This window comes from Rhodoferax sp. GW821-FHT09E07, assembly GCF_059416145.1.
The window spans coordinates 1-1,232 of the sequence record NZ_JBWKOP010000016.1 but is presented as its reverse complement, the minus strand read 5'-3'; the positions used below and the strand labels follow the sequence as shown (position 1 = coordinate 1,232).

1 protein-coding gene is annotated in these 1,232 nt (G+C 58.0%); it reads right to left on the bottom strand.

Going from position 1 to position 1,232, the window contains the following annotated elements; translation table 11 throughout:
* Positions 1-18 precede the first annotated feature (18 nt).
* Positions 19-1,172 (bottom strand): IS3 family transposase gene (locus AC07OE_RS20315; protein ID WP_495072374.1). Its coding sequence is split into 2 segments (ribosomal slippage): positions 19-932 and positions 932-1,172, totalling 1,155 coding nucleotides; the frame shifts between segments, so codons are not numbered across the junction.
* Positions 1,173-1,232: the final 60 nt, after the last annotated feature.

Below are 1,232 nucleotides of genomic sequence, written 5' to 3'. Positions count from 1 at the left end.
TGAATCGCCCCGGGTTTCCTAGACAGACCTGAGTCTCAGGAAATATTGCTTCTCGAACTCTACAGGAGACAGGTCATTTGCATGGCTGTGCCTGCGCTTGGGGTTATAAAACATTTCGATGTAATCAAAGACGTCCTGGCGGGCCTCCTCTCTGGTTGTGTAGGTCTTGCGCTTGATGCGCTCACGCTTGAGCAGTTGGAAGAAACTCTCTGCCACCGCGTTGTCATGGCAGTTGCCCCGCCGGCTCATGCTGCCCAGCAGGTTGTGTGCTTTAAGGAAGTCTTGCCAGTCGTAGCTGCTGAACTGGCTTCCCTGGTCTGAATGCACCATGACCTGCGCTTTGGGCTTGCGCCGCCAAACTGCCATCAACAGCGCGTTGAGTGCCAGCTCGCTGGTGATGCGCTCGTTCATGGACCAGCCGACTATCTGGCGCGAGAACAGGTCCATGACCACTGCCAGGAACAACCAGCCCTCGTGGGTACGCAGGTAGGTGATGTCGGTGACCCATACCTTGTTGGGCTCCAGTACATCGAACTGGCGCTGCAGATGGTTGGGCGATACCTCCGAGGGCTTGCCAGCGCGACCACCAGGGCGACGGCCATAGCCGGTCTTGGAGCGCAGGCCCTCATTGCGCATCAGGCGTGCCACGCGGTGCTTGCCGCAAGCTTCCCCCAAATCGCGCAGGTCGCTGGTGACTTTGCGGTAGCCATACACAGCGCCGCTCTCCAACCAGGACTGCTTGATAAGCCCCAAGACCCGCTGGTCGTCCTTGCCGCGTTCAGACATAGGCGCCTGCTGCCAGGCATAGAACCCGCTGGGATGCACTTGCAGCACTTTGCACATGCGCCGCACGGGCCACAACTTACTGTGCTCCTGAATGAACGCGTACCTCACCCGGACTGTTTGGCAAAGTACGCGGCGGCTTTTTTTAGGATGTCGCGCTCTTCGGTGACGCGCTTGAGTTCAGCCTTGAGGCGGCGCAATTCGTCGGACTGGGAGTCCTGTGCTGCACGTGCCTGGGGAGGCTGCCTGTAGCGCTTAATCCAAACGTACAGGCTGTGTTGGCTGACCCCCAGTCTTGCCGCAACTTCGGCTACCCGGTGACCGCGCTCAGTGACCTGCTTGGCCGCTTCAATCTTGAACTCCTCAGGGAACTTCGTTTGTTTGTTCATAAACACTTCTACCTCTTGGAATTGAGGTTATCAGGTGTCTACAAAACCCGGGGCGATTCA